Source organism: Streptomyces sp. 8L (genome assembly GCF_020176795.1).
Lineage (GTDB): Bacteria > Actinomycetota > Actinomycetes > Streptomycetales > Streptomycetaceae > Streptomyces.
On sequence record NZ_JAIUKE010000355.1, the window covers coordinates 1 to 5,877 of the forward strand.

The following is a 5,877-nucleotide window of genomic DNA, read 5'->3' on the forward strand; positions in this document are numbered from 1 at the left end:
GCTCCGGGGCGCGCCGCGCCCCGGAGCCGATGCCAACCCGCCCCCCCCACGGGGCCCGGAACCCGCCACCGGCCGCCCCCGAGGGCCGCATTACCCCCCCCCCCCCCCCGCCCCCCCCCCCGGGCGCCCCCCCCCGCGGGGGGGGGGGCCGCCCGGCCGGGGGGGCCGCGGCCCCCCCCCCCCCCGCCGCGGCGAACGCCGCCCGCACCCCCCGGATCGCCCCGGCGACCGCGTACGCGCTCGGGGTGCTCCACGCGGACCAGCGGCTGGAGGTCGAGGCGGCCCGCTTCGCGTTCCAGCAGGTGTGGGGGCAGGCCACGGCCGCGCCCGCCCGCTGAGCGGTTTCCGTACGCGGGCGGGGAGCACCGGGGGCGGGGACCGGCCCGCCGGGGCTTGCGCAGTGGTTTCCGCACGCGCACGGGGAGCACCCGGAGGAGGTCGCGGGGGCCGCGCCCCCCGTTCGGCCCGCCCCGGCAAGGGTGGCCCGCGGTCCTCGGGGCATACGGTCCGCTACCGGTACCGCGTGCGCGGCCGCACGGGCGGGGCACAGGCTCGTCCACACGGACGGCACCGGGCCGGGCCGGCACGGCCCACGGCGGCGGCCGCGCTGCCGCGGCGGCGGCCACCGGCTCCCGCGGCGGTGACAATGGGGCGGAAACGACGACGTACGGTGACGACGAACGGCGGCGACCATGACGGCAGCGGACGACCGGCGGACCAGCGACCCGATCCGCGCCGCGGGCTGCCTGCTCTGGCGGCGCGTCGCCCCGGGCACGGCGGCAGGAGGCCCCGACGCCCCAGCCGACGCCCCCGCCCAGGACCGCGTCGGCGCTCCTGGCGGCGCCGTGGAGATCTGTCTCGTCCACCGCCCCGCGTACGACGACTGGTCGCACCCCAAGGGAAAGCTGAAGCCCGGCGAGAGCGCGCTGGCCGCGGCGCTGCGCGAGGTGCTGGAGGAGACCGGCCACTACTGCGTGCCCGGCGCGCGCCTCGGCACGGTCGGCTACGAGGTGGACGGCAGGCCCAAGACCGTCGAGTACTGGGCGGCGGAGGAGAGCGGCGGCAGCTTCACCCCCGGCTCCGAGGTCGACCGCGTCCTGTGGCTGTCCCCCGCGGCGGCCGGGGAGCGGCTCACGCAGCCCCGCGACCGCGTCCTCGTCGACGGCCTCGTCGCCGCCCTGCGCGGCACGCGCTCGGGCGGGCACTGACCCTCGGCTCCCGGAGATCCGCCCGAATCAGCGCGGAACAGCGCGGAACCACGCGCAACCGTGCGCACCCGCGCGAAACAGCGCCTGAATCGACACCTGATCAACGGTTGAATCGACACCTGCAGGCGCTAGACGCCGTAGCCGAACCAGGCCGTCCCTCACGGTTCACCCGGCGTTCACTTCCCCCCGTCGGCGGCTTCATCTCATCTGCCTAATTTCGGGCTTACCCGGTGACGGGCGCAGCCCCTCAGGCGCGGCGAACCCACCGGATCACCCGACGCACGCCGCCATCACACATCCCTGACGTACGGCGGCTCCTGGAAGGAAACACCCGAAGTGAAGCTTCTGCGCAAGAACGGGCTGCGTGCCACCGCGCTCGGCGCCCTCGCCGTGTCCAGCGCCCTGGTTCTCACGGCGTGTGGCTCGGACGACAACAGCGGCGGCAGCGGCAGCAGCAGCGCGAGCGCCAGCAGCTCGGCCGGCGCCTCGGCGGCCAGCTCGATCGACTGTGGCAAGGGCTCCGGCAACCTGCTGGCCTCCGGCTCCACGGCCCAGCAGAACGCCATGGACCAGTGGGTCAAGAGCTTCATGCAGTCCTGCTCCGGCACCCAGATCAACTACAAGGGCATCGGTTCCGGCGCCGGCGTGCAGCAGTTCCTCCAGGGGCAGACCGCCTTCGCCGGTTCGGACTCGCCTCTCAAGCCCGAGCAGATCTCGCAGTCGAAGAAGGTCTGTTCCAGCGGCCAGGCGATCGACCTGCCCATGGTCGGCGGCCCCATCTCGATCATCTACAACGTCCCCGGCGTCTCCAACCTGACGCTGGACGCGCCCACCGTCGCGAAGATCTTCAACTCGAAGATCACCAAGTGGAACGACCCGGCCATCGCCAAGCTGAACCCGGGCGCCAAGCTGCCCGCCACGGCGATCCAGCCCTTCCACCGCTCGGACGACTCCGGCACGACGGACAACTTCACCAAGTACCTGATCGCCGCGGCCAAGAGCGACTGGCCCTTCTCCGGCGGCCAGACCTGGCAGGCCCACGGCGGCCAGTCCGCCCAGGGCTCCGCCAACGTCGCCTCGCAGGTCAAGCAGACCGCGGGCGCCATCGGCTACGCCGAGCTGTCGTACGCGAACTCCAACCAGATCCCGACGGCCCAGCTGAACACCGGCGCCTCCGCCCCGGTCAAGGTCAGCGCCGACTCCGCGTCGAAGGCCATCGCGGACGCGAAGGTCGTCGGCACCAACGGCGACCTCGCCCTCCAGCTCAACTACACCACCAAGGCCGAGGACGCCTGGCCCATCACCCTGGTGACGAACGAGATCCTCTGCGACAAGGGCAACAAGGCGGCGACCCTCGACGCCACGAAGTCCTTCCTGAGCTACATCGCCAGCGCCGACGCGCAGAAGTCGATCACCTCGCTCGGTTACGCGCCGCTGCCGGACAACATCGCGACCCAGGTCCGTACCGCCATCGGTTCGCTCTCCTGACCCCCACCCGGGTCACCCGTCCCATCCGCTGATTCGTGTACGGCAGGTCCCGCGTGGCCCCGGCCCGCGGGACCTGCGTACATCCGGTGCACCGCCGCCGGGGGAGCTCTCCTCCCCCACCCAGACCGGAGACCTCACCATGGACATAACCCAGACGGCCGACGCGCCGCCACCGAGCCCACCCACACCACCGACAGAAGCGGACGGCGCGGTGCAGAAGCGCCCCGTGCTCCGCTTCGGCGACCGGCTCTTCCTCGGCTTCTCCGGGGGTTCCGGCATCCTGCTGCTGGTCGTCATGGCCGCGATCGCGGGCTTCCTGACCTACCGGGCGGTCAACGCGATCTCCCAGGACCACGGCAACTTCCTCACCACCTTCGAGTGGAACGCCGACAACACCCCGCCGGTGTTCGGCATCGCGGTCCTCGCCTTCGGCACGATCATCAGCTCGATCATCGCCATGGCCGTCGCCGTGCCGATCTCGATCGGCATCGCGCTGTTCATCACGCACTACGCGCACCGCAGGGTCGCCTCGCCGCTCGCGTACATCGTCGACCTGCTCGCCGCCGTGCCCAGCATCGTCTACGGCCTGTGGGGCGCGCTGTTCCTCGTCCCGCACATGAACGGCCTCGACCTCTGGCTGGACAAGTACTTCGGCTGGACCTACCTCTTCGACCAGTCGTCGCCCGGCTCGGCCGCGCGCTCGCTGTTCACCGTGTCGATCCTGCTGGCCATCATGATCGTGCCGATCATCACCAACGTGAGCCGCGAGGTCTTCCGGCAGGTCCCGCGCATGCACGAGGAAGCGGCGCTCGCCCTCGGCGCGACCCGCTGGGAGGTCATCCGGCTCTCCGTGCTGCCGTTCGCCCGTTCCGGCATCATCAGCGCCTCGATGCTCGGCCTCGGCCGCGCGCTCGGCGAGACGATGGCCGTCGCGACGGTCCTGTCGTCCTCGTCGGTGCTCTCGTTCCACCTGCTCGACCCGCAGGGCGGCACCTTCGCGCAGAACATCGCCGCGCACTTCGGCGAGGCCACCGACTTCGGCCGGGACGCGCTGATCGCCGGCGGCCTCGTGCTGTTCGTCATCACGCTGATCGTCAACGGCGCCGCCCGACTGATCATCGCCCGCCGCAAGGAGTACTCGGGGGCCAGCGCATGAGCCACACCGTGAACGACCTCGACACCGCCCCCCGCGCGGGCACCCCCATCGAGCGCAACCGGCTCCCCCGGTGGACGCCGCTCGCCGTCGCCGTGGGCGCGATCGTCGTCGGCGTCGCCGTCGGCGCGGGCGCCGGCCTGACCAGCCACGTCCAGTGGGGCCTGATCGCCCTGGTCGTCTTCGTCGCGGGGAACTACCTGGTCACCCGCGTCACGGACGGGCCGAGGCAGGCGAAGGACCGGGTGGCCACCAGCCTGGTCTACGCGTGCTTCATCCTCGCGATCATCCCGCTGTACTCGCTCATCGAGACGACCATCGCGAAGGGTGTGAAGGTTCTGGGCGGCACCTTCCTCAGCCACTCGATGAGCGGCGTGCTCGGCACCGAGCCCGGCGGCGGCGTCTACCACGCGATCATCGGCACGCTGGAGCAGGTCGGCATCGCCACCGTCATCGCCGTGCCGATCGGGCTGTTCACCGCGATCTACCTGGTCGAGTACGGCAAGGGCGGCCTGGCCAAGGCCATCACGTTCTTCGTCGACGTCATGACGGGCATCCCGTCGATCGTCGCCGGCCTGTTCATCCTGTCCTTCTGGATTCTGATCCTGGGCTTCGGCTTCTCCGGCTTCGCCGGCTCGCTCGCCCTGACGATCCTGATGATGCCGATCGTGGTCCGCTCCACCGAGGAGATGCTCAAGCTCGTACCGAACGAGCTCCGCGAAGCCTCCTACGCGCTGGGCGTGCCCAAGTGGCGCACCATCGTCAGCATCGTCCTCCCGACGTCCATCGGCGGCATCATCACCGGCGTCGTGCTGGCCATCGCCCGTATCGCGGGCGAGACCGCACCCGTCCTGCTGCTGGTCTTCGGCAGCCAGGTGATCAACAACGATCCGTTCAACGGCCCGCAGTCGTCGCTGCCCTTCTACATCTACGAGCAGTACAACCTGGGCAACAGCGCGAGCTACGACCGTGCCTGGGGCGCGGCCCTCGTGCTGATCATCCTCGTGATGATCCTGAACCTGATCGCCCGCGGCATCGCCCGCTGGAAGGCCCCGAAGACGTCCGGTCGCTGACGCGGCCACCCGAAACCCGGATTGAGAGCAGTACCCATGGCCAAGCGCATCGACGTCAGCGGACTCAGCGCCTTCTACGGCGGCTTCCGCGCCATCGACGACATCTCCATGACCGTAGAGCCCCGCACGGTGACGGCCTTCATCGGCCCGTCCGGCTGCGGCAAGTCGACCTTCCTGCGCACCCTGAACCGGATGCACGAGGTCACCCCCGGCGGCCGCGTCGAGGGCAAGGTCCTGCTGGACGACGAGAACCTGTACGGCTCGGGCGTCGACCCGGTCTCCGTGCGCCGCACCGTCGGCATGGTCTTCCAGCGGCCGAACCCGTTCCCGACGATGTCGATCTACGACAACGTCGCGGCGGGCCTGCGCCTCAACGGAAAGCACCGCAAGTCCGAGCTCGACGCGATCGTCGAGAAGTCCCTCACCGGCGCGAACCTCTGGAACGAGGTCAAGGACCGCCTGAACAAGCCTGGCTCCGGCCTCTCCGGCGGCCAGCAGCAGCGCCTGTGCATCGCCCGCGCGATCGCCGTGGAACCGGAAGTCCTGCTGATGGACGAGCCCTGCTCGGCGCTCGACCCGATCTCGACGCTCGCCATCGAGGACCTCATCGGGGAGCTCAAGGAGCGCTTCACGATCGTGATCGTCACGCACAACATGCAGCAGGCGGCCCGCGTCTCGGACCGCACGGCCTTCTTCAACCTCTCGGCGGTCGGCCAGCCCGGCAGGCTCATAGAGATAGACGAGACCGAGCGGATCTTCGCCAACCCCTCCGTGCAGGCCACGGAGGACTACATCTCCGGACGCTTCGGATAAGGGCCTGGGGCATGTCCCCGGCCCCCCCCCCCCGGCGGCCGCGCCCGGGCCCCGCCCCCCCCCCCCCCCCCCCCCCGCCCCCCCGGGGGGGGGGGGGGGGGGGGGCCCCCCCCCCCCCCGGCGGCCCCCCCCCGGGGGGGGC

General features: G+C 71.4%; 5 protein-coding genes. All 5 read left to right on the forward strand.

Annotated elements, in window-relative coordinates; all coding sequences use genetic code 11:
- Positions 1-692: 692 nt before the first annotated feature.
- Positions 693-1,208 (forward strand): NUDIX hydrolase, encoded by a 516-nt coding sequence (locus LCE31_RS26285; RefSeq protein ID WP_225018339.1) that lies wholly within the window; start codon positions 693-695, stop codon positions 1,206-1,208.
- A 336-nt stretch (positions 1,209-1,544) separates the two neighbouring features.
- On the forward strand, positions 1,545-2,696 hold the full coding sequence (pstS, locus tag LCE31_RS26290) for a phosphate ABC transporter substrate-binding protein PstS (RefSeq protein ID WP_225018340.1): 1,152 nt from the start codon (positions 1,545-1,547) through the stop codon (positions 2,694-2,696).
- Between the two features lie 139 nt (positions 2,697-2,835).
- Positions 2,836-3,852 (forward strand): phosphate ABC transporter permease subunit PstC, encoded by a 1,017-nt coding sequence (gene pstC / locus LCE31_RS26295; protein WP_225018342.1) that lies wholly within the window; start codon positions 2,836-2,838, stop codon positions 3,850-3,852.
- A complete protein-coding gene (pstA, locus tag LCE31_RS26300; protein ID WP_225018344.1) occupies positions 3,849-4,922 on the forward strand; it encodes a phosphate ABC transporter permease PstA in 1,074 nt (357 codons plus the stop codon). Before pstC ends, pstA begins: the two co-directional genes overlap by 4 nt.
- 36 nt (positions 4,923-4,958) lie before the next feature.
- The gene (gene pstB, locus LCE31_RS26305) at positions 4,959-5,735 is read left to right on the forward strand and encodes a phosphate ABC transporter ATP-binding protein PstB (protein ID WP_225018346.1); all 777 of its coding nucleotides are present in this window, start codon (positions 4,959-4,961) and stop codon (positions 5,733-5,735) included.
- The last annotated feature ends 142 nt before the right edge of the window (positions 5,736-5,877 follow it).